This is a genomic window from Paenisporosarcina quisquiliarum, from assembly GCF_027563315.1.
Classification (GTDB): domain Bacteria; phylum Bacillota; class Bacilli; order Bacillales_A; family Planococcaceae; genus Paenisporosarcina; species Paenisporosarcina quisquiliarum.
Genome location: NZ_JAMKBJ010000010.1, coordinates 72,427 through 93,838 on the forward strand (window position 1 = coordinate 72,427; position 21,412 = coordinate 93,838).

General features: G+C 38.4%; 22 protein-coding genes. 11 read left to right on the forward strand and 11 right to left on the reverse strand.

From position 1 onward, the window contains the following. Nucleotides 1-70: 70 nt before the first annotated feature. The 6 genes from M9R32_RS12040 to M9R32_RS12065 all read right to left on the reverse strand — a co-directional run bounded on the left by M9R32_RS12040 (nt 71) and on the right by M9R32_RS12065 (nt 7,922). On the reverse strand, nt 71-709 hold the full coding sequence (locus tag M9R32_RS12040) for a hypothetical protein (protein WP_269926978.1): 639 nt from the start codon (nt 707-709) through the stop codon (nt 71-73). Beyond that, nucleotides 706-912, reverse strand: coding sequence for a hypothetical protein (locus M9R32_RS12045; protein ID WP_269926979.1), 207 nt, complete (start codon nt 910-912; stop codon nt 706-708). The genes M9R32_RS12040 and M9R32_RS12045 overlap by 4 nt, the downstream gene beginning before the upstream one ends. A 521-nt stretch (nt 913-1,433) precedes the next feature. Beyond that, a complete protein-coding gene (gene dnaN, locus M9R32_RS12050) occupies nt 1,434-2,570 on the reverse strand; it encodes a DNA polymerase III subunit beta (protein ID WP_269926980.1) in 1,137 nt (378 codons plus the stop codon). Between the two features lie 271 nt (nt 2,571-2,841). Further along, complete coding sequence (locus tag M9R32_RS12055) at nt 2,842-3,288, reverse strand: HIT family protein (protein WP_269926981.1); 447 nt, start codon at nt 3,286-3,288, stop codon at nt 2,842-2,844. A 9-nt stretch (nt 3,289-3,297) separates the two neighbouring features. Then, a complete protein-coding gene (locus M9R32_RS12060) occupies nt 3,298-4,089 on the reverse strand; it encodes a hypothetical protein (RefSeq protein WP_269926982.1) in 792 nt (263 codons plus the stop codon). Nucleotides 4,090-4,094: 5 nt separating this feature from the next. Next, complete coding sequence (locus M9R32_RS12065; protein WP_269926983.1) at nt 4,095-7,922, reverse strand: AAA domain-containing protein; 3,828 nt, start codon at nt 7,920-7,922, stop codon at nt 4,095-4,097. Between the two features lie 372 nt (nt 7,923-8,294). Here M9R32_RS12065 and M9R32_RS12070 point away from each other — a divergent pair, with 372 nt between their 5' ends. Continuing rightward, nucleotides 8,295-8,840: a hypothetical protein gene (locus M9R32_RS12070; RefSeq protein ID WP_269926984.1), complete on the forward strand. Its 546-nt coding sequence runs from the start codon at nt 8,295-8,297 to the stop codon at nt 8,838-8,840. Nucleotides 8,841-8,955: 115 nt separating this feature from the next. Here M9R32_RS12070 and M9R32_RS12075 read toward each other — a convergent pair whose 3' ends face one another. Next, complete coding sequence (locus M9R32_RS12075) at nt 8,956-9,369, reverse strand: hypothetical protein (RefSeq protein WP_269926985.1); 414 nt, start codon at nt 9,367-9,369, stop codon at nt 8,956-8,958. Nucleotides 9,370-9,586: 217 nt separating this feature from the next. Here M9R32_RS12075 and M9R32_RS12080 point away from each other — a divergent pair, with 217 nt between their 5' ends. From M9R32_RS12080 to M9R32_RS12115, 8 genes are all read left to right on the forward strand, one after another. Next, entirely contained in the window at nt 9,587-9,778 is a 192-nt protein-coding gene (locus tag M9R32_RS12080; RefSeq protein WP_269926986.1) for a hypothetical protein, read from the forward strand. A gap of 278 nt (nt 9,779-10,056) precedes the next feature. Continuing rightward, on the forward strand, nt 10,057-10,248 hold the full coding sequence (locus M9R32_RS12085) for a hypothetical protein (RefSeq protein ID WP_269926987.1): 192 nt from the start codon (nt 10,057-10,059) through the stop codon (nt 10,246-10,248). 338 nt (nt 10,249-10,586) lie between these two features. Beyond that, nucleotides 10,587-11,570 carry a GMP reductase gene (gene guaC / locus M9R32_RS12090; RefSeq protein WP_269926988.1) on the forward strand — a complete coding sequence of 328 codons (984 nt, stop codon included), beginning with the start codon at nt 10,587-10,589 and terminating at the stop codon, nt 11,568-11,570. Between the two features lie 274 nt (nt 11,571-11,844). Further along, a complete protein-coding gene (locus M9R32_RS12095; RefSeq protein ID WP_269926989.1) occupies nt 11,845-13,098 on the forward strand; it encodes an RNA polymerase sigma factor in 1,254 nt (417 codons plus the stop codon). A gap of 86 nt (nt 13,099-13,184) precedes the next feature. Further along, nucleotides 13,185-13,559 carry a YciI family protein gene (locus tag M9R32_RS12100; protein ID WP_269926990.1) on the forward strand — a complete coding sequence of 125 codons (375 nt, stop codon included), beginning with the start codon at nt 13,185-13,187 and terminating at the stop codon, nt 13,557-13,559. 183 nt (nt 13,560-13,742) lie between these two features. Further along, complete coding sequence (locus M9R32_RS12105) at nt 13,743-14,183, forward strand: YybH family protein (protein ID WP_269926991.1); 441 nt, start codon at nt 13,743-13,745, stop codon at nt 14,181-14,183. A gap of 144 nt (nt 14,184-14,327) precedes the next feature. Then, nucleotides 14,328-14,828 (forward strand): DinB family protein, encoded by a 501-nt coding sequence (locus M9R32_RS12110; RefSeq protein ID WP_269926992.1) that lies wholly within the window; start codon nt 14,328-14,330, stop codon nt 14,826-14,828. Between the two features lie 258 nt (nt 14,829-15,086). Then, a complete protein-coding gene (locus M9R32_RS12115) occupies nt 15,087-15,974 on the forward strand; it encodes a glycerophosphodiester phosphodiesterase family protein (RefSeq protein ID WP_269926993.1) in 888 nt (295 codons plus the stop codon). Between the two features lie 234 nt (nt 15,975-16,208). Here the strand turns inward: M9R32_RS12115 and M9R32_RS12120 are convergent, their stop codons facing one another. Both M9R32_RS12120 and M9R32_RS12125 read right to left on the reverse strand, forming a co-directional pair. After that, on the reverse strand, nt 16,209-16,979 hold the full coding sequence (locus M9R32_RS12120) for a DUF817 domain-containing protein (RefSeq protein ID WP_269926994.1): 771 nt from the start codon (nt 16,977-16,979) through the stop codon (nt 16,209-16,211). A 301-nt stretch (nt 16,980-17,280) separates the two neighbouring features. Then, the gene (locus M9R32_RS12125) at nt 17,281-18,081 is read right to left on the reverse strand and encodes a hypothetical protein (RefSeq protein WP_269926995.1); all 801 of its coding nucleotides are present in this window, start codon (nt 18,079-18,081) and stop codon (nt 17,281-17,283) included. 190 nt (nt 18,082-18,271) lie between these two features. Between M9R32_RS12125 and M9R32_RS12130 the strand changes: the two genes are divergently transcribed. Continuing rightward, on the forward strand, nt 18,272-19,111 hold the full coding sequence (locus M9R32_RS12130) for an immunoglobulin-like domain-containing protein (RefSeq protein ID WP_269926996.1): 840 nt from the start codon (nt 18,272-18,274) through the stop codon (nt 19,109-19,111). A gap of 104 nt (nt 19,112-19,215) precedes the next feature. Here the strand turns inward: M9R32_RS12130 and M9R32_RS12135 are convergent, their stop codons facing one another. Beyond that, the gene (locus M9R32_RS12135; protein ID WP_269926997.1) at nt 19,216-19,386 is read right to left on the reverse strand and encodes a Fe3+ hydroxamate ABC transporter substrate-binding protein; all 171 of its coding nucleotides are present in this window, start codon (nt 19,384-19,386) and stop codon (nt 19,216-19,218) included. A 144-nt stretch (nt 19,387-19,530) separates the two neighbouring features. Continuing rightward, nucleotides 19,531-20,346: an MBL fold metallo-hydrolase gene (locus M9R32_RS12140; RefSeq protein WP_418936247.1), complete on the reverse strand. Its 816-nt coding sequence runs from the start codon at nt 20,344-20,346 to the stop codon at nt 19,531-19,533. A gap of 199 nt (nt 20,347-20,545) precedes the next feature. Here M9R32_RS12140 and M9R32_RS12145 point away from each other — a divergent pair, with 199 nt between their 5' ends. After that, complete coding sequence (locus tag M9R32_RS12145) at nt 20,546-21,400, forward strand: hypothetical protein (protein WP_269926998.1); 855 nt, start codon at nt 20,546-20,548, stop codon at nt 21,398-21,400. Nucleotides 21,401-21,412 lie beyond the last annotated feature (12 nt).

Below are 21,412 nucleotides of genomic sequence, written 5' to 3' on the forward strand. Positions count from 1 at the left end.
AAGTTGGTTAATAAAGTATTAGAAATATCCTAAAATCGTGTGTTTTTGTTCATGCGTTTTCTTTTCATCATTAATTGACTATAGCCACCCTCTGATTCTTATCTACTTGTCTACCGCCGCCACTTACATGATAGTTGGATATTTCCTCAAATCTTGCTTTCACTTGTTCTCTTTTATTCAAGACCAAAACGATGGTGTAACCCCATTTGTTTCTGATTAAAAAATCTACGCCTTTGTCATAGTAATCAAACGGGTTGGTGTATTGGAAATAAAGCTTAAGCCTAAGAATTTCATCCAAGGCATCTGTTTCAATCAAATCTTCTTGATTCATTTTCATGAAATTATAAAGCATGAATTGACCTGCATATTCCCCTCTTAATATTTCCACTACCCCAAGACCAAAAGTTAAAGCTGCACTTAAATCGATTCTCACTTGCGGTAAATAAAATGTGGCATTTCCGACATGAGGAGTTGGGGTAATTCCCATTCCTATATGATAATTCAACCCTTTCAGTAACTCTAAAAATGTCTGATAGTGATTGTTCTTCAATCGGTCAGTTTCGAAATAGGTCAGGCTATCGATGTTGTACCATTCATCGACAGAATAAATTTCAAAGTCGTCATCAAGAGCCGCCATCGAGACGATTGCATAATCGAATCCATGGATTAATTGTTCTGCATCTATTATTTTCTCGATGAATTGAATCATCCATTTATCCCTCCCATCTTCTTTGCCTTATAGAGATCTTCCACTTCGTACTCTTTCTTGATTTTCAATAGGATGTCAATTAGATCCTTTTCTGCTGCTTCTTCATCTTCATACTCCCAGATGATTCGAACGAGTTGGTATCCTTTAACATGTTCAATTACAGTGTACGTTCCACCGATATACTCTATTTTTAAGTTTTTCATATCCATCTCTCCTTCTACTTATAGTAGGTACTTCTAATTGCTAAAAGCCCACGAGTAGAAGAAAAATTGTTCATAAAACTTTAGTAGAATCAATTTCATAATTCACAAAACCGATTGTAAACACGAACTTTCCAGAAACAGAAATCGTCACAGCGATTCTGTTGATTTCCGTTACGGGCGGACACTTTCTTACCATTAGTCAAAAGTTCTCCCGTATTTTTAGGAGAAGATAATTAGCGTAATGCAGTAAGCGGTTGCTTTCCGTTCCGGCGCTCGCTTTCCGCGGGCACGGCCTCAGCCGCTTCACTCACTCCGTTCGCTGCAGGGTCTTCGGCTCGCGCTGCTCCCGCTGGAGTCTCGCGCCTTCACTCCAATCAATTCCCCTAAATTCATAACAAAATTAAAAGAATACACTTAAAAAGTTCAAGTTTCATTTATCTAGAGGCATTTATGAAATTGAATCAGTAAGTAAAAAAACGAGTTGTGACCAGGTCACGACTCGTTTCTTCTATTTCTAAATTTTAATACGTTCGAACAGGCACTATTAGTTGCAAAATGGCTTTATCGTGAACGGAGTTCAAGATGAAGGGCCGCATTGCTCCTGTAAATTGAATCTTTATATCGTGCCCACCAAAAGCTTTTAATGCATCCATCATATACTTCGCACTGAAAGAGATTTTCATTTCTTCTCCTTCAATAGAAGTTGCCTGAATTTCTTCTTCCACTTGTCCCACTTCGGGTGAGCTAGAGGATATCTCAATGATGTTTCCACCCAATGAAGTTAATTGGACAATATTATTGCGTTCTTCACGTGCAAGTAAGGAAGCGCGATCAATTGCTTGAAGCAAAGCCTTTCCATCAAGTGTGATGGTCGTATTATAATCACTTGGAATCAATCGGGATGTGTCTGGATAATTCCCTTCCAATAAACGTGAATAAAATAGAATACCTTCTGTTTTAAACAACACTTGCTGTTGCGTCATCATAATATGTACAGGCTGTGAAGAATCCGCAATGACTTTATTTAATTCAATTAAGCTTTTCCCTGGAATTACTACTTTGAACTCTTCTTCAGGCAGCTGCTGTAACGTAACTTTCCGACGAGCCAAACGGTGACTGTCCGTCGCTAAGCATTCAAGTTCTCCACTTTTTACTTGCCAGTGAACACCAGTCAATACCGGCCGGCTTTCTGATGTAGAGACTGCAAATACAGTTTCACGAATTGTGGATTTTAGTAAATCTGCTGGAATGCTAAACTGATGATCATCTTGAATATCTGGAAGTAAGGGATAATCAGAAGCATCTAATCCAATTAAATGAAATTCTGACTTACCTGAACGAATATGCGTCCGATTTTGCCCATTGACTTCAATTTCAACAGCATTTGTAGGCAGTTTTCGTATTATCTCATTGAACATTCTCGCTTGTACCACAATCGTTCCATTTTCAAAAATATTGATAACCTGTTCGCCATTTTCTTCAGCTTTAATAAAAGTTTGGATCGTGATATCAGAATCACTACCTGTTATATATAACCCGGCTGTTGTTAGGTCGAACTTGATTCCTGTCAAAATAGGAATCGTAGTTTTAGAACTTACTGCTTTCATAACATCATTTAACCCATCTAATAATCGATCACGTTTGATTTCAAATTTCATGATGATACCTCACTTGTATGTATTTTTAAAAATTTGAACATTAGTACGTAATACGATGATGATTACTGGATTGAAATGATTAAATTAATTTCTTTTTTAAATCGATCTGTCTATTTATTGTATAGCCTAACAACTCAACTTTTTGTCGCTTCATGTCGAACCGCGACAATTATTTCTTTCATCATTAACATCTTGTAAACAAGAAAAAACCGCTGAAGATGTGAATTCAGCGGTCAGATAGTAAATATTTTAGGCGGATGCATATTAAGATTTAAGCTAGTAACTCACTAATCACTTTTGCTAATTCTTTGCGTGTAACTGGTAGTTTCTCTTTAAGATCTTCGTTGTCCCAAGGTTCTTCTGTGAAGAAACTAGCGAATGATTGATTAGAATATCTTGGAACGACGTGCATGTGGTAATGGGACAATTCATCGAATGCTCCGCCGTTTTGACAAACTGTTATCCCATCAGGTTTGTACATTTTCTTAATTGCCTTTGACATTAATTGAGCTGCATTCATTACGGCGTTTGCCGTTTCGGTGTCAAATTCATCTACAAAGCGAAAATGCTTCTTGGGTAAAATTAAAGTATGTCCTTCGTTAAAAGGATCATGGTCTAAAATGCAACAAACAAATTCATTTTCATAAACCACTTGAACGGGCAAAGCTTTGTTTGCTAGTGCACAACCTAGACACTCAGAATGCTCATGTTTCGTCATTTGCTCACCTCATTTGGATGTCGGCTGGTCAAAGTAGTGTTTTCTCAGGCGACTTGCTTCTTTCTGATTCAGTTCCGTTTCAAACAGCACGTCAAACTGGCCTGTCCATGTATTCCAGACACGTATAAAAACGGAGTCTTCCGTAGTGTCATGCATATGAAATTCAAAGCACACTACTTGCAACGTCTCTTGTATTTCAATCAAGTTAATCTCTTCAATCTGTTTTTGTCCGTTCTCCACGATAAATTCATAACCCGAGTCCTCGATCATCTGTATGATTTGCGAGTCTTTTAGTTTGGTCACATCAACCTGATTAATGTCGTCAGCAAACCGATAATCAGCTAACTGATTCTCTGTCTCTATAGAGGCTTGATTTGAATCTTGAACGAGGGCATCGTTGTGGTAGGGACTATATGCAATTTCGATTTCTTCCTCCATGGAATCATGGACGAACGTCCCTACTTTTAGTTGTTCCATCCCCATGTTGGTCAGCCGATAGAAACCATCATTTATCTCAACCATCTGATTTTGCATCATCAACTTCAGCATATGCTCGACAAAAATGCTTTCTACTGCCAGCAATTCACTGATTTCCGTAGCATGTTTAACGTCCAGTTTCCCTAAAATCTTTAAGATCATTTTCATTAGTACATCCATTTGACTTCGGATGCCCGTTGTCATTTGAATGTTCGCAAGCTGAAGTGGAAATAACCACCGCTCACTTCCAAGCAACCTGAGATGGCGTTGTTCCAACAACATGGCTGATACTTTCGACATTTCTGTATCCAGTTGTTTGCTCACAAAAATCACTTCCTGCCTGTGTTAGTTTCCAACTGTTTCAGTCCCTCGTATTTATCCACGACCTTCAACACGTGCTGGAACATGGCTTTTTGGGCTTCCCCATGTGCTTTTTTCGTGAACATATCCGCACTGCCGACAATCATTAGAAGTTCTCGTGCTCGGGAAAGAGCGACGTTCAATCGACGATAATCCTTCAAGAATCCAATGTTCCCATCCTTTTGGTGATGATTACGAACGAAGCTCAGGATGATGACATCCATCTCCATCCCCTGGAATTTATCGACCGTTCCTGTCCGGCAATGCAGATGAGGCAGATCTAGTTCCTGGCTCAGAAGACGATCTACTTTTTTCACTTGTTCACCGTAAAAACTGATGACGCCTACTTTTTTCTTTACGGTTTCATCTAAACGCCCATCCTTTTTCGCTTGAGCAGTAGCCTGATTCAAATCCAGCAACAATTCACGAATTTGTTTCAGTTCAGCTGCATTATAATAGCTGCGACTATGCTGCTCCCGCTCCTCAAGATACCCTTGATCGTTCGGCATATCGTACCAGATAATATGCTGTCCTCGTTTAAACAGCTTGCCATCTAGCAAGTGATCCCGATCCTTGTTTGAATCAACAAGACCGCATTCCAACCCGTAATTGTTTTCTTGATAAAACGGATTGATGGTTTCCATGATGTGCTCATGCATCCGGTATTGAATGCGAAGCGTCGCCTTGCTGTCTTCAGGCAAATCATTGAACAATCGTTCAAAAATGGATTCCTTTAAAATCGACTTCAAATCGGCTTTCTCTTTCGCATCGGTCATATCTTCAAGCACTTCATCCATCGTGTCCTGGCCGACCAACGGAGGCAGTTGATGATGGTCGCCAACTAAAATGATTTTTTTCCCTTTTAGCATCGGCAACAGTAATTCGGGAGGTGTCGCTTTTGATACTTCATCAATAATGACGACATCAAAATCGGGATACTGAGTCACGAAATCCTTACTTGCTGAAATCGAACAGGTCACCCCTATTACATTTGCGTACTGGATATATAATTTTTTAATTTCATCCATATCGTAAGTCGTCGATTGCCCAAGCATATCTTGCCACTCAAGACGAATATCGTTTGACACGTTCAGGAACGTTTCTTTACGTTTTAATTCAGTTAATTGAGGTGACAATTTCTCGAAGTTCGATTTCACTTCGTTCAATAAAGCATCTATATCGATACGAATGATTTCTTCTAATTCCACTACTTCTTCATGGATGTTCGTTTGTTTCGACTGTTCCATCGTCAATTTTTGTTCAAGTTCATCCATTGACTGTTGGATTTGGGTCATTTCATATTCTCGCTTTTGCAGTACCCCTTGTTGTACGGATGCTGCTTGAACCAAACCTTCCAGGTAACTTTCTTCTGTTCCCAGCTGTTCCAGCTCGGATTTTTTATCCGTAAGAGCATTTTCTAGTTCGACCATTGGAGGAAGCGTTTCTTGATTGGGTACCGTTTCATGCATGTCAGAAAGGGTCTTTTCATAAGACTCAATTTCTTCGTCCAAAGCAGACAGTTTTGGCGTCAGTGATTTAATCTCTGCAACAATCTCTTGCTGGCGTTTTACAAGAGCCTGTCCTACGATTTCTTTTAACTGTTCAAATGAAGTCAATATTTCATTCTTAATTTGCTCGTTCCCTTGTGCAACACTGCGTGTGAATCCAACATTTCTGGATGCTTTCAGGACCATCATATGTTCATATATAGCAGACAGTTTTTGTCGGTCGGCTTGAACTAAAGGCTCTCGGAAAGCGTTCATTTGTTTGGCATAATCACGAAATGCGTCAATCACTTTTTTTACATATCGATCTTCTAGCTTTACCCCAACCACATTCGGCATCATGGAAATTTTCTTACCGAGCATCTTCATATTGTATTGATGGGCAATCAATTGTTGTTCCGCATACTTAATGGCTTTATTCAACGTTTCATCCATTTCAGAATGATTGCCAGCTTTAATTGAAGCTTGATAGTTCCTACGCAACTGTTCCATTTGATGAAGTATGCCGTTAATTTCAGACGAACGAGCCCAGGATTCATTGCCAATCAAAGCTTGTAGCTCAGGAATTTTCTTAACATTTGGCATCTGCTTGGCTATACGCTCCAATAGCTCTTGTTGAGCAGAAGCCTTTTTCAGTTGGTCAGTCGTTTCTTGATGCGCATTTCTTTTCTGATGAAGTGACGTTGATGTTTGTAAATACGCTAACTGTTTTTGAAGCACCTGTAGCTCATCATTGAGTTTAGCTTGTAGCTTAGCAAATTCACCCGTCCCTGAATAACGCGCGACTTGGTCATTCAATCGTTCATATCTACTTTTTGCATCCTCAAAAATGTCCTGGCTCATATTGAATTGAAAATCAGATTGATCTTTTTTCCGTTTCAACTCTTGAACGGATGACTGACTGGACTTCATTTCGAGCTGAAGTCTGTTCAAATTTTCCTTGGCTTGATTCTTTTCTATTTTCTTCGTTTCAAGAACAGCTATTTCAGCTTTCAGTTTTTCTAGCGTTGCTTCGGTATCTTTTATAGAAGATAGTAAGATTTTCTCCTCTTTTTCAAACTGGTTTACATGTGTCTGGATCGACAAAAGTGTCTGTTGCTTCCAGTAAAGAGCAACTTGTTCTTCAACAAAACGCTGGCCCTCTTCCTCGATGCTTTCACTTCGACCAATTCGTAAAATACGAATATCCTGGTCCGTCAGTAATTTACCCAGCGCATTATCGACCGCTAAATTCGATTGGGAAGCGACGAGTGTCTTCAATCCCATCTTCGCATGCTGATAGCAAATTTCAGATATAACTGTCGTCTTCCCTGTTCCAGGTGGCCCTTGGATGACATAGAGATCTTGTGCGGCAATCGCACCTTCTACTGCCTGACGTTGAAAATCATTCAGATTTTGCTTGAAGGCTAAGTCTTCCGGTACCTTCCCTTTTCGAACTGTTGGACGCTTTTCAAATAGTAGCTTTTCGAGGTTCGGATTTACCGCCCAACCATTTTCCAGACGCTTAAACCCATCTTTCAAACGATTGATTTGCGCCATCTCTGCCACATTGTCGAATGCGAGTTTGCCATTTGCCGGTACTCGCCATTTCCCCGTCCGTGCCTTTTCCTGAAGATCTCTGGTCAGTTCAATATCAATGGAACGTCTGCCCATTTGCACCTGCACAACGTTCCCGAGGCTTTGGTTAGTCTCGACTAATTTAACCGCCGATTTTTTGTAGAACTTATCAAAGCCATTCGGCAGTTTATGAAGTTCAAATGTAACTTTACGAAAGTCCAGGCTTAACCTTGCACTCCGGATACCAATTTCGAGCCTTTCGACATCTGCGTTGCGTTCCATAACCCGTAAATACGATTCCCAGCTGGAAATCCGTTTTTTCACGTACTCCGATCGGTCGGAAGCAATGGGAAGAGCTTGAATAATCCTGTAAAGTGAGAGCGTCATTTCTGTAGAGACTAATCCTTTGCGATCAAACGCCATCCTCATCTGCAAATGTCGGTTATTTCCTAACTGAAGTCGCTTTTTTGTTATATAGAAATGAACAACTTCAAGTCCGTTACCAATCCATTCGCACTCCATGACTGGTGTTCCTTCGACTGATTCAGTTTCAATATATAAAGAGACTCGTTTTTGATTTGTCTGCCCATCTGAAAGGCGTTCCATGTGAACGTCTACAACTGGAGACACATTCAACAAGTTCGTCATCTCTTCTGCCAATTTCGGTTTATTCTTCTTAAACCGGCTGCCAACCGCCAAGTTACACCGTGTGATCTCACTAACTTTCACATTCACCGCTACATTCACCCCCTGCCCAGTAAAAACTCATCTTTCCATTGTATCGGAAATCCATGTTCAAATCGACGTAGGAATTCAATTCAATTAAAGAAAGAATTGTCCGTCTTCGAACATGATAAGTGGCTGAAGATGATTGATTTCTTTCTCTTGAAGTAACCCAATTTTACTTTTCCAACGAAACTCGTGATTTGTCCAACGAAATCCTGAATACTTCCAACGAAACTCCTCATTTGTCCAACGAAATCGGTTAATACTTCAACTGAACTTTTATTACCCATAAAGGGGTGGAAAAATCCCTCTTTTTTACAATGAACTGCGATGGTATATTTTAATTAATACAGGCGTACTTAATAAAGAAGAGGTGCACTTATGAATGGAATTGCTTGGGCTATTGTGATCTGTGAGATTTTATTTTGGGTGTTTATAGTCAGTGGTCTTGTCGCTCGCTATATAGGAAAAAAAGAAACACTTGGGTTAGTCCTCTTTGCAATGACGCCTCTAGTGGATTTGGCTTTACTTGCTTTAACGGGGTACGACATGTATCGAGGATCGACTGCCACAATGGCTCACGGGATTGCTGCTATCTATATCGGTGTTTCCATTGCTTACGGTAAATCGATGATTCGCTGGGCTGATGATCAGTTTTGTTTTTACATTCTTAAAACGAAGAAAAAGCCTGCTAAAAAAACGGGAATGGCTTTTGCTAAACATGATTTCGTTAATTGGTTAAGACATCTACTCGCCTTTATAATCGGTGCTGGTTTATTGTTCTTATTAACTAATTTGATTGGAAATGCCGAAAGAACAGAGGCTTTCGGACAACTTATTCGCGTATGGTCACTTGTGGTCGGTCTTGATTTGCTTATCACATTGAGTTACTTTATCTGGCCACGCCCAAATAGACGTACTGCCTGACTCTGCGATTATCCAAGTAGAAAATAGCCATAACAAAAAGAGACATTCAATTAACTTAAATTGAACGTCTCTTTTATGGTTTTGATACTTTTTCAAATGGACTGACCATCATCGACTACTTCTTATAAATTTCTTTATAGGCAATGACTTTCAACGCCAACATTTCTTCTTCTGTTAAGTCCTCGTTGAGTGCCTGTAAAACCTCTTCTTTAGAAGCGGTTCCATTTCTGACTTTGGCTTGTAAATCTTGAAGCTTAGTGACGCCTACCTTTTTGACAAGGACGCGCGTGGCTTCTCCTTTAGTCTTGAATGGTAATGTACTTTCATCTGCTGATTCTGCTTCCTTCATCATTGCCTTTAATTCGGGATCATTTTCTATATAGGATTTCACTTCATTCATTTGGCCACTATCCTCGAGTTCTTTTGAAACGGAATCAACCACTTTTTCAGAAGCGACATTGGTTCCGAAATAATAAAGTCCATAACCTGCGAGTCCTAAAATCAGGACTGCAACTAAAAATTTCTTCATCTTCTCACTCCTTCTTTTACGTGCATTATAGTACAGACGTCCGGGAACATAAAATGTAACAGAATTCATCAGTTTAATTTTTTCCATTTAATTTTTGTTTTATGTATCAAATATTCATTTGCGGCATATACATATTGAATGTGGTCAAAATTGAATCCATGTTTTTCACATGTGATGTAACTGATCCTACACGAAATTAAGATGAGAAGGTGAGTACATGATGAATCATTATGAAATGCAACAAATGATGGAAGCAAAAAGAATGGAGATAGATCGTCAAATTGAAATGCAGTCGTTTTTCCTTCAGGGAGAAACAACTAAAGAAAGTTTGAGTCTGTTTGAACTGTTCAAGAAAATGTTCAACAATCGAAAAAATAGCAACCAAGACGAATGTTGTGCAAATTGCTAAAATCGCAAAGAAACATGCGGCGGGAAGTGACCAGGTCACTCCCGCTTTTGTTTTCTTCAACATTTGTACCACGATAAAATTTATTTTATTTATTAGTTGCATTTTACAATTAAATAGCATATAAATAAAGTAAGAGGTAAAACAACAAATACAAAAATTCACTTAAATACTAAACACAACTAGATTCGTTTCGGGTTGTTACATCTCCCCTAACACTTGCAACTTACAATTAAAAGTTGTTGTTTTAAAAAAATCAAATTAGAAAAGGAATGATTTTAATGATTAACTTTTACGGAATGGAACAAATGATGGAAGCGAAGAAAATGGAAATGGCTCGCTATATGGAAGAGCGTTCTACTTACCACCAGTTTAAGCAGAACAAAGAAAGAATGAACGTCATTGAGATGTTTAAGAAAACATTCAGCAAGCGAAGTGTTAACGAACAGTTGGAATGTTGTGCAGCTAATTAACATTAAGTCTGTCAACTGAATTAAGGAATGATGAACGAGCCGAGCAAAGGAGTTAAATCCCTTCGTTCGGCTCTTGTCATTGTTTGTTCGTCATTTTTAATGTCTATTGTAGTTATTCATAATAAGTCCTGATCTTCCTTCCCCATCCGTTAGTAGTCGAGTGCTATAACTCAATCTATAGATATCGCTGGATTCCTGACATGACATTTAAAACAGTGTGAAATCCTCCATTATCTTGATAAAGCCTTTGACATCCAAGCAAAATTGTTATAAATTATCCTATAGACGAACAATTTTAATTAACTTAACTTTAATATTCGTATTTAGGGGTGCTTAATTTGGAAAACGTGTTTGATTACGAAGATATTCAATTGATTCCGGCGAAATGTATTGTAAATAGCCGGTCAGAATGTGATACAACGGTTACTTTAGGTGAACATACATTCAAGTTGCCTGTAGTGCCTGCAAATATGCAAACGATTATAGACGAAAAGATTGCGATTTTCTTAGCGGAAAAAGGTTACTTCTATGTGATGCACCGTTTTCAACCAGAAAAAAGAGTCGAATTCATTAAAGATATGCATTCACGTGGATTAATCGCATCTATTAGTGTTGGAGTTAAAGAAGAAGAATACGGCTTTATTCAACAATTGGCGGATGAACAGTTAATACCTGAATACATCACAATTGATATTGCACATGGTCATTCTAACGCAGTAATTGAAATGATTAAGCATATCAAAAAGCACTTACCTCAAAGTTTTGTGATTGCAGGAAATGTCGGTACTCCGGAAGCAGTTAGAGAACTGGAGAATGCAGGAGCTGATGCGACTAAAGTGGGCATTGGACCAGGAAAAGTTTGTATCACGAAGATTAAGACAGGCTTTGGAACTGGCGGTTGGCAATTGGCTGCGCTTCGTTGGTGTGCCAAAGCAGCAAGCAAACCGATTATTGCGGATGGTGGGATTCGTACGCATGGAGATATCGCTAAATCCGTGAGATTTGGAGCTTCCATGGTCATGATTGGCTCCCTATTTGCTGGTCATGATGAATCTCCAGGAGAAACAGTCGTAAAAGATGGAAAACACTATAAAGAATACTTTGGTTCCGCTTCGGAATTCCAAAAAGGCGAGAAGAAAAACGTTGAAGGCAAGAAAATGTTTGTCGAGCACAAAGGTTCTCTTGAAGATACGTTAAAAGAAATGGAGCAAGATCTTCAATCCTCTATTTCCTATTCAGGCGGAAACAAGTTGGAAGCCATCCGCAATGTAGATTACGTCATCGTTAAGAACTCCATTTTTAATGGGGATAAAGTATATTAAGGTTTTACTGCATATCTGATCTATCCTATTTACGTAAAATAATGCCCCCATCAATCGTTCAATAGATGATTGATGGGGGCATTTTGTCTTTCTTTCATTATCACAGTGAATATTCTATAACTAAATTATTTAACAGAATATTTGGATATTCATGTTAAACTAAATGAAAGGATGGAAGTATTTTACTCAAAATAACACTTATTCAGCATTGTATTAATCAGATTTTATTCGTTGTCTTTGGCGGGAATCCATTGGAGAAAGGAGGAACAAACAGATGAATGAGTTTTTCATCCACCAAAGGATTGAGTCGGTTTGGAGAACGGAATCAGCTAATATAATTGCTTTCATAACTCGGATGGTGCGGGATATCGGTATAGCGGAAGATCTTGCGCAAGACACACTAATTATAGCGCTTGAACGCTGGCCCGTCTCTGGTATTCCGGATAACCCTGGTGCCTGGCTAATGACTGTGGCTAAGAGAAAAGCCATTGACCTGCTTCGTCGGAAAAAACGACTGGATCAAAAATATGAACAAATGGCTTATGAAATGAACACAAATTATGAGCCTGATTTGGCTGATGAGATTGACGAGGATATAGACGACAACCTGCTTCGGTTGATTTTTATGACATGTCATCCGGTACTATCCAAAAATGCGCGTGTAGCTCTTACACTGAGACTGGTTGGGGGACTGACAACAGAAGAAATCGCAAATGCGTTCCTTGTACCTGAGCCGACGATTGCCCAACGGATTGTTAGGGCAAAACGAACACTTGCTACGGCCAATGTCCCTTTCGAGGTTCCTCAGAAGACAGCGTATGCGGAACGGCTTTCTTCCGTTTTGGAAGTAATCTATCTTATGTTCAACGAGGGGTATTCAGCTACTTCAGGTGAAAATTTAGTACGAATGAATCTTTGTAATGAAGCATTAAGAATGGGAAGAGTTCTAGTAAATCTCATTCCTATAGAACCGGAAGTTCATGGTCTTGTTGCTTTAATGGAGATACAAGTATCCCGATTTAAAGCACGAACGAACACGGAAGGTGAAATGATTTTGCTACTGGATCAAGACCGGTCGTTGTGGGATCAGGAACACATCAAACGAGGTGTCGCCTCACTAAAAAAAGCTGAAGATTTGCACGGCACTTTCGGTAGGTATGCATTGCAAGCTGCTATAGCTACTTGTCATGCAAGAGTGGACTCACCAGAAAAGACCAACTGGAAGCTAATTTCTGCTCTGTATGATGCACTTTCAAAAATTACTCCTTCTCCAGTCGTTGAATTGAATCGGGCGGTTGCAATATCAATGGGATATGGACCAAAAGCAGGGTTGGAAATTGTTGATACTCTACTTTTAGAACCGGCGTTGAAGAACTACCATTTGCTTCCCAGTGTTAGGGGTAATTTACTTCTAAAACTAGGAAGAAAGAGAGAAGCATCTGAAGAATTCCGGCGTGCTGCTTCGTTAACACAAAATGTACAAGAAAAGAAGTTCCTCTCGAAACAGGCTAAAGATTGTATGAAATAAAAAAATATTCGTTTTGTCGATTTTTTGATTTACTGATCGTTGTAATAATAGATACAAAAAATTTGAATGATTTAGGAGAGATGTTAATGATATTTTTATGTATGGGCTATTTTAACTCTGAAAAAATGCATGCACGACCGAATGCAGAGATTGAGGCTGTGATGGATGAATGCCAGCCGCATACTGAGAAATTTTATGAAAGCGGCAAGGTGTTGCTTGATGCAGGTCTAGAGTCAGAGATCAAAAACTTGCGCCGTGTGGACGGGAAAGTAATCGTAACAGATGGTCCGTATACTGAAACGAAAGAGTTGATTGGCAGCATATTCATTTTTGAAGCAGAGAACATGGATGAGGCAATTCAGATAGCCTCTATTCATCCAACTACACAAGTAGATAAAGGAGAAGAGTTTGGCTGGCGCATCGAGATTCGCCCTGTTCATTACTTTAAGAATGATAAATAAAAGGGTATCGCGTAGAAAGCCAAGATGGAGAACCTCTTAAGGTGAATCATAGTTGATTAGTTTATAAAATAGAGAAACAACAGAATAGACGTTCACTATAGTGGGAAAAGAGACACTAAGTATAGGGTAGATATTTTCATACGTTTTTAAAAGAATTACATTTTTTATTAAGGAGCTGAGTTTATGACAAATGGAGCGAGTTTAGTTCAGGACGTTCTAGAAATTTACAAAAGTGCCGTTTATGAACTAGATACTGAAAAATTCCTATCAATCTATGCTGAAGACGTACATATTTATGATTGCTGGGGAAACTGGGAGAGTAAGGGGATCTCTTTATGGAAGGAAAGTGTGATTGAATGGTTTAATGGTGTGAATGAAGACGGATATTTACTGAAAGTTGATTTAAATGATATAACGATTCAGGAAAATACTAATATTGCGTTCGTGCATTGTGCTGTGACTTTCGCTGCTTTCAAAGGAAATACTGAAGATAAACATCGTCAAATGACCAACCGTTTCACATTTGGCTTGAAAAAAGTAAATGACTCTTGGCTAATAACACACGAGCATTCATCATTGCCAATAGATATGCAAACTGGAAAAGGTATCTTTAACCTAAAATAATAGAGTCCGAGTTGGTAAGGGAAAAAAGAAGTAAAATGAGTCATGATTTGTTGCATTTCTTCAAGAAGGAGAAGTGCTTTTTTTATTGAAAGTATGAAAAAGCGAAACAATCGATTGAAAAGTAAATGCAAGGAGGAATTTACCATGAGTAATCTGAAACTAATTGAAACATACAAAAGCTTTTTACAACAATATTCATCGGAGCAACTAAGGCATATACCTGAGCAAGGGGTCTGGTCTATCGGTCAAATGTATGACCATTTAATCGTCGTAGCTCATGAGTATCTGGATAGTGTTGAAGCTTGTGCGTCAGCTGTTGGAGAGCAAAAACAGGGAAAGACGGAGTTTGGAGAATATTTATTTAACATTGGTGGATTCCCGCCAATTAAAATCAAATTACCAGCCGAACTTGATACCCCGCCGGACAATACAAAAACTAAAGAGGACATTATACTCGAGCTTGATCTACTAATGAAAAGAATGAAAGAATTGCAAATAACAGTAGATAATAGTAACCCAAATTACAAGGACAAACATGGAGGCTTTGGCTGGCTAAATGCACAGGAGTGGTTTGATCTTGTTGGCATGCATTTTCGTCATCATCTGAGTCAGAAATATGAACTGGATCAAAAACTTTTGGTATAAACCAAAACAAGTGCTTTATTTGAAGAAAAGCTATCCTATGAGGATAGCTTTTTACTATTATCCCATCAGTTCTTTAAAGTGTAATTCTATTTTGCGTACTATATATATGACTAAGTAGTTACACTTCTATAGGTATTAAGAGCGATCGGAAAACGTTATGAATTTATAATATAAGGCGTGAAGTTTTTTAGCATGATTTCCCCCTTGAAGCATATCCTTTAGGACTATTTCATATTTACATTTCGGAGGATAGGACTCATGAAAAAAATACTGCTTCTTATTGTCCTCCTACTCACAAATGGATGTGCGCAACCATTAAGCGAGCCACCACCTGAACGTAAGACTCTTCCCGAGAATGACTTCCTTATTATTGCCCATCGCGGTGCATCTGCCTATGCAGCAGAGCACACACTTGCTTCCTATGAAATGGCTATACAGATGGGGGCGGACTACATTGAAATCGATCTTCAAATGACGAAAGACGGGAAATTAGTGGCGATGCATGATCGGGTTATCACTTTTAACAACGCACAACAGGCAGTAACGGATGTCACGTTTGATGAGATTCAACTTCATTCTCCTGAAAAGGCATTCGAGAGAAACTACCTGGACTACACCCTCCCCCATTACGACGATTTACGAATTGTTGATTTGGAGGAGATTCTTCTTTACTTCGGTGACACCGTCAATTATTACATTGAAATAAAATCACCTAAAAAGTACCCAGGGATTGAGAAGGAGCTTTTAAAACAGCTACGAGAACACAACCTTTTAGATCGGACAGACATCATTCCAAAAGTAATCATTCAATCCTTTGACTCACAAAGTCTAAAAGATATATTCGCTTTGGAGCCTTCCATTCCCTTAATCAAACTCTACACATTTGAGAAAGAAGCACATATTCCCACTGAACATCTGAATGAACTAACACAATATGCATCGGGGGTTGGCGTGAATTCAATTGCTGTTTCTAAGGAATTCATCGATTTGATGCACAACAAAAACTTAATCGTACACCCCTACACTGTCAATGACGCACAAACGATGCGTTTCCTTATTGATCTAGGGGTAAACGGATTTTTCACGGACAGACCCGATGTGGCAAATTGGGTTAGAAGTGAGACGAACAGATTAGAGAATAACTAGTAAACCTTCAACCAGAGAAATTGGCAGGGACCGCCACTTCGCTTTCCGTGGGCTTGGCTTCAGCCACCTACGGAGGTCTTCAGCTCAAGCTATTCCCACAGGAGTCTTCGTGGCAATCCCTGCCTTACATTTCTAACGATATGGGTTTGCATACTTTCTTATCTATTAAAAAAGTCGAATTCCTTATTAAATTTAGGATTCGACTTTTTGACAGTTATAAAAATTGACTAGTATCTACTCTAGTGACGTTTTCCGCTTAACCTGCTTTAACGTCGCTACTATAAGAAAGCTGACAATGACTAATAAGAGCCATGAACTGACCTTTCCTAGATGAACGAGACTCCATGCATCGGTTTGGTTTGGGTATTCCCAAGCACCAAAGAACGTAGCTATATTTTCAGCTACCCAGATGAAAAATCCGATGAGCACAAAAGAAAATGAGAGTGGCATACGGTATCGAGTTTCATTCACCTCGTATGTGACCCATGATTGCCAAAAGACGAGTATTACAAGTCCTGATAACCACCAACGAACGTCAATCCAATAATGGTGGGTGAAAAAATTTAAATAAATCGCAGCTGCAAGTGGTACAACCACCAAGAACGGTGGCCACTTAACCAGTTCAACGTTAAATCTTCTCCACGCCTGGCAAAGATAACTCGCTACACTTGCGTACATGAATCCGCTATATAAAGGCACTCCAAAAATCTTAAAATATCCTTCCTCTGGATATGACCAGGAGCCCATATGCACCTTGAAAACTTCAAGTGCAAGTCCGATAAGATGGAACAATGTGATCACCTTGAGTTCATCCCGAGTTTCAAGCCCTGAACGCACCATCCACCACTGCATCAGAAGGCAGATGATGAGCAGCCAGTCATACCGTGGTAGGAAAGGAAGCGGTATGATTTGCGTAAATGCCAAAGAGGCAAAAATAACAACAGGAAACAAACATGATAATGCCTGCTCCCAACCAAAACGAAAAAGTTGTTTTAGTGCTCTCATGATTTCTGCCTCCAAAGGGTTTTTCTGAATATATGTAAATCTTGTTTAGATTAGTGCTAAATGAAATTATGTACTTAAACCAGCTTGTTTATATTGATTTTAATTCATTATATATCGTATTACAATAAATTATTATCGATTTGTATATTTTTAAGGTAGAGAAATACTAGGCAATGAAAAAAAGCATTCCTCATGACAAAGGAATGCTTTTTAACGTTTAACTCTTCAATTTATTACTATTCAACGAACCTAGGCGTTAGTTCAATCGTTAGAACTTGCAATTAATTTCCGCTGACCTAGTTTAGTATGAAAAGAAAAATTGGTCATCTTCGGAATTATATTCTATAAAATCTATCTGTTTTACAGCATACTCTTCCCCATTCCAATCGTACTCAAGTCTAAGTAAGCCAATTACTCCTCCGATGAAACTGTCTTGCGATATAAAAACAGGGACTCTTCCAAACAGTTGTCCATTTTCAACAGCGTAAGTTGTCAGGTCAAAGCTGATGCTTAATGGTTCACGTGGGTTCCGGTAATGATATTTGGTGATATCGATGATGTACTTCTCATCTTCAATATGAATCGTAACGATATTGCCCTGTTTCCCTAGTGTCACTTTAGATTTAATGGTTGTTTTTGTCTTCTCCATAGATTCGATAGGGGCTTCTTCATACGCTACTCGCTCTTTGATGAAATTCAGGATATGAATGTCCTTTTTAGGATTTCCGATACCAGCCCGATCATTATTTAGTACAACGATAATGTCACCAAAACTGTCACCATTCACATCTTTGTAAAATAATTCTGGCGGATACTTTCCGTGATACCAATTAGGAAAGCGATACAAAGTCTCTTGCACACTATCACCAACTTGAATAACAAAGTTTTCATAGTCCATCCACGTTATTTTATCTGCCATTAAGTAAATAATTTGATGCCTTATTTCTGAAGGGACACTTAGTAAAACGATTCGTTCATGTTTTTCTTCAGCAATAACTTTCTCAGGTTCTTCTTTAACTTTATTCGACTTCCATCCAGTAATAAATAACGTGAATACTAAAATGAATGGAACCAACAAAAAAATCATGTGTTTGGTTTTCATATTATTAATGACCACCTTAATTTATCATGTAAGGTAGTTTGCCCAGTTCATAAAAGTTATTCGGAGCTTAACCGAAACTGCATTTAAGTTAAATCCCAAATCACTGATTTTCCACTCATTGTTAAAAAATTTCTAAAAATTGTAACCAAACTATACTTTTTGCAGACTAATATGATAGGGAGTGATTGAAATGAAGAAAGTAATTGCAATGTTTATCTGTATTATATTAAGCGGCTGTAGTACTGGTGGTGGAATCAACAATGGCGATTCTGCAACATTAGACACGGAAATAAAAAACACTGCCATACATAACGATGTTCCTCAGCAATTAAAGGAAATAGACAATGAGAAAATGGATAAAGCGATTCTTTATTGGAGTAAATCTTATTTAGATTTATTAGATTCAAGTTTTTTTGAAAACCGAAGTCGTGAATCTTATTATCTACGATCCCATCGAGTTTATCGTCCAGGTGATCAGATTGAAATCGATGCTGATTCCTTACCACGAGATGGCAGATATGAAGTGAAATTAATGAAATTTAACAGAACCGATAAACTATTTGAGACAATCATAGAAAAAACAGTTAACAGAAATGACCCTGATTTCATCGTTGAAATCCCAGAAGGGGAAAATGTCACTTATTATCTCGAACAAATAGCTTTAAACACAAAAAATGAAGTTCTCAAACAAGAATTCCAACGTCTTTTTGTCCCATACAACGAGGTAAATGCAAAAATCGAGCTTGATAAGACCTTATATTCTCCGGGAGATACTATGAAGGTTACACTTAAAAACTTGGGTACAGTTGAATTATCTACTGGATATGGGGTTCATTTTGAGAAATGGGATGGCGAACGCTGGAATCCTTACGATTTTGAACAAATTGTTGACGCAATTTTAATTATTTTACGAACAGACCAATCTTTTTCTCAAGATGTTTTTCTTAAGGGTTTTGAAACAGGAACTTACCGTGTTCTTGTAGAGCTACCAGGTAATCATAAAATTTCGGTAGCCTTTAAAGTTGAATAAAAAATAGGCTGGCTTTCAATAGAAAGTCAGCCTAATTAATTGGTTGTCTAAATTTATTGATATAACAATCTTTGTGTTGATGCTATTCTCAAATTGTTCAACGTTTAGACGGATTTAATATTAAAACAGTCTTCACAAATGAATTTACCTTCGTTTCTTAAATATGCTTTTATTTCAGTAAATCCTCTTCGCTTAGGGTAACGCATTTTTACAAAAACAACTGCATCTTCCTTAATCTCTTTATGACATACTACACATTTAGGTTTATCCAACACTACGCTCCCCCCTTAGACTTTTATAATTCCCTTCGTTTCTATACGAATAACTTTTGGAAAAGTTCCTTCAACAAGTCCGCGAGAGTTTAATAAAAAATACAAGCCAATTAACTGTTTAAGCTTATTTCTTCAAGAATGAATTCTCTAATTAGACGCTCCTTCTTTAAAAACCGAAGTCACCATATGTAACGAATCCCATTCACCCATTGAAAAGCGCATAATGGGATAGTTTTTTGGGAAGAGGATTTTATTAATTTGTTTAGGTGGTAGGCCTTTGTTGTGGAGCGAAATGATTTTACTTTGTAGTTCCAGTAGGTATTCGAGTTTGCGATCGAGACTGTCTCTACCGTTCTCTAGGTACCCTGCATGATTGCAGTAGACTTCATTGAAATCGTACGTAAGGACTCTTTGAAGGGATCTGATTAGGGTCGGAATGCTTTCGTCTCGAAGAACTACCTTTGTCCGTTCCTGACAATATAGGTCTCCAGTGAAAAGTTGACCCGTTTCTTTATTTAGAAAAGACATATGATCCTCCGCATGACCAGGGGTGTGAATCGTCTCCCATGTTGCCCCTCTGCTTGAGAAAGTGCTCTTCATCGGCTCGGCATGAAATGGTTCTCGTTTCCCCCAGAATAACTTCCTATATAAAGGGTAGTTCGCTTTTGACTGACAGTCTCTTATATATCGTTCATGCATATAAATTGGTTTTCCTAACTGTTGCAGGTAAGCCGCCCCACCTGTGTGATCTTCATGATGGTGGGTAATCATGACTTGATCGATTTCTTGTTGGTCAAAAAATGGTTGAAATTCTTTCTCGAGTGACTTTGCGCCAGTATCTATTAATACGCCGTCCGTCACAAAACAGTACACATTTAGGTTAACGCCTTGAAATGCCACATTGCCATTAATCATTTGAACACCACTTATTTCGGACAGCTCCACCTTCTTCTTAAAAATCATTCATCCCACTCCTCTGGAAAAACCTCTCTATTTAAATGACTTTAGCATAAAATGAATGACTATTCACTTTAATTCCTCCTGTCATTCTGAATGAAAGAGTCTTCTCAATCCATAAATCTTATAGAAGTGTCAGATTTTTTACCTCATTTCAGTTATACTGTATTAAGTATCTATAATTTGTAATTATTGGAGGAATTGGATGTTTAAAAATAAATTTAACCCCTTTTTTATATTGTTAATTCTTTTCTTTACAGCTGCTTGTTCCGAGGTCGACGATACACCCACCCAACAAAGCAGCGAACCTAATGAACAAGAAGTTGTTCCTGTGGATTCAGATTCACAATCTGAAAAGGATGATGACGAAACAGATCCTGTTGTGAGCAAAGAGCCAGAAGTGTTAAGTGATGCTGAAATAAGAGTGGTCATGGATAAGTTTCTAAAGATAGAAGAAATTGTTAAAGAGACGAATGGCAAGATGACATTTTCTGATGAAGAAAGTACCCAACCAGAAGTGATGGCAGCTAAACTTCAAGAAAACTTACCTGAGAGTATAAAGGAATTGGCATCAAGCAAAATGCTTAACAAAGAATTGCCGAAAGAGATTCAGTATTGGTATTCTACGAGTGGAGAAGATGGGTTCTTCCCTGAAGTTTCTTTGGATGCACGGATGGAAGTGATTGAAAACACTCCACAATTAATAAAGGTGAAAACCTTTCAATTGAAAGACTTTTATCAATGGCATGGAAATGTTTATATAACAGCTGTGTACGAAAATGGGCAGTGGTTAATTAGTGGGTATGAATGGGTAGATGCAGACAAAGAACCTCTAAACTTGTCTAAAGAGGAATTACTTATCCATGAAGAAACGATGAATGATTCCGAAATCGAGTTTATTGCTGAAGAAACCATAACGGGCACCATGGACGATGGCACTTCAAAAACGGCAAATGCGATTATTGTTATGATCGTTAAAGACAACACGCTAAAGGGACGGTTTACGGATACAGGGAAAGTCATAAATGAGCTACCTGATAAATTCAAGTCGGCCGAATGAGATTAATGCAAA

Coding starts and splice junctions, on each gene's coding strand:
- M9R32_RS12045 (WP_269926979.1), bottom strand. CDS start 912: ATGAAAAACTTAAAAATAGAGTATATCGGTGGAACGTACACTGTAATT.
- M9R32_RS12110 (WP_269926992.1), top strand. CDS start 14,328: ATGAGTAATCTGAAACTAATTGAAACATACAAAAGCTTTTTACAACAA.
- M9R32_RS12140 (WP_418936247.1), bottom strand. CDS start 20,346: ATGATTTTTAAGAAGAAGGTGGAGCTGTCCGAAATAAGTGGTGTTCAA.
- M9R32_RS12070 (WP_269926984.1), top strand. CDS start 8,295: ATGAATGGAATTGCTTGGGCTATTGTGATCTGTGAGATTTTATTTTGG.
- M9R32_RS12085 (WP_269926987.1), top strand. CDS start 10,057: ATGATTAACTTTTACGGAATGGAACAAATGATGGAAGCGAAGAAAATG.
- M9R32_RS12040 (WP_269926978.1), bottom strand. CDS start 709: ATGATTCAATTCATCGAGAAAATAATAGATGCAGAACAATTAATCCAT.
- M9R32_RS12075 (WP_269926985.1), bottom strand. CDS start 9,369: ATGAAGAAATTTTTAGTTGCAGTCCTGATTTTAGGACTCGCAGGTTAT.
- M9R32_RS12125 (WP_269926995.1), bottom strand. CDS start 18,081: ATGAAAACCAAACACATGATTTTTTTGTTGGTTCCATTCATTTTAGTA.
- M9R32_RS12080 (WP_269926986.1), top strand. CDS start 9,587: ATGATGAATCATTATGAAATGCAACAAATGATGGAAGCAAAAAGAATG.
- M9R32_RS12120 (WP_269926994.1), bottom strand. CDS start 16,979: ATGAGAGCACTAAAACAACTTTTTCGTTTTGGTTGGGAGCAGGCATTA.
- M9R32_RS12145 (WP_269926998.1), top strand. CDS start 20,546: ATGTTTAAAAATAAATTTAACCCCTTTTTTATATTGTTAATTCTTTTC.
- dnaN (WP_269926980.1), bottom strand. CDS start 2,570: ATGAAATTTGAAATCAAACGTGATCGATTATTAGATGGGTTAAATGAT.
- M9R32_RS12095 (WP_269926989.1), top strand. CDS start 11,845: ATGAATGAGTTTTTCATCCACCAAAGGATTGAGTCGGTTTGGAGAACG.
- M9R32_RS12130 (WP_269926996.1), top strand. CDS start 18,272: ATGAAGAAAGTAATTGCAATGTTTATCTGTATTATATTAAGCGGCTGT.
- M9R32_RS12115 (WP_269926993.1), top strand. CDS start 15,087: ATGAAAAAAATACTGCTTCTTATTGTCCTCCTACTCACAAATGGATGT.
- M9R32_RS12105 (WP_269926991.1), top strand. CDS start 13,743: ATGACAAATGGAGCGAGTTTAGTTCAGGACGTTCTAGAAATTTACAAA.
- M9R32_RS12055 (WP_269926981.1), bottom strand. CDS start 3,288: ATGACGAAACATGAGCATTCTGAGTGTCTAGGTTGTGCACTAGCAAAC.
- M9R32_RS12100 (WP_269926990.1), top strand. CDS start 13,185: ATGATATTTTTATGTATGGGCTATTTTAACTCTGAAAAAATGCATGCA.